This window comes from Corynebacterium sp. HMSC05D08 (genome assembly GCF_001807215.1).
Classification (GTDB): Bacteria; Actinomycetota; Actinomycetes; order Mycobacteriales; family Mycobacteriaceae; genus Corynebacterium; species Corynebacterium striatum.
In genome coordinates this window covers 65,272-65,585 of the sequence record NZ_KV788353.1, presented here as the reverse complement: position 1 = coordinate 65,585, position 314 = coordinate 65,272, and the positions used below count along the sequence as shown (strand labels likewise).

Annotated in this window: 1 protein-coding gene; it reads left to right on the top strand. The window is 53.5% G+C overall.

Annotated elements, in window-relative coordinates; genetic code table 11:
* Positions 1 to 240 (top strand): integrase core domain-containing protein (locus HMPREF3148_RS10885; protein WP_141741091.1); only part of this gene is annotated, 240 nt, incomplete at its 5' end.
* Positions 241 to 314: the final 74 nt, after the last annotated feature.

Below are 314 nucleotides of genomic sequence, written 5' to 3'. Positions count from 1 at the left end.
CGTAACCGCGGTACCAACTACCCGCGCTCAGCAAACGGCTCCTACACCAACGAGCTGATCCATGCTCGCAGATGGAATGACGTTGTCGAGGTAGAAATCGCGACGTTCGAGTGGGTGTCATGGTGGAACGAGACAAGGCTCCACCAAAGCTTGGGATACCGAACCCCAGTCGAAGTGGAAACCGAATTTTGGAAGCAGAACCCGCCGCAAGTAAAAATAGAAATCAAGGCAAATGCCTAGGAACAAAACTCGGGGCACTTCACCCCCCCGGATCATTTTCAGACAGGGCGAATAAGAGCCATACCGAAGCCAGC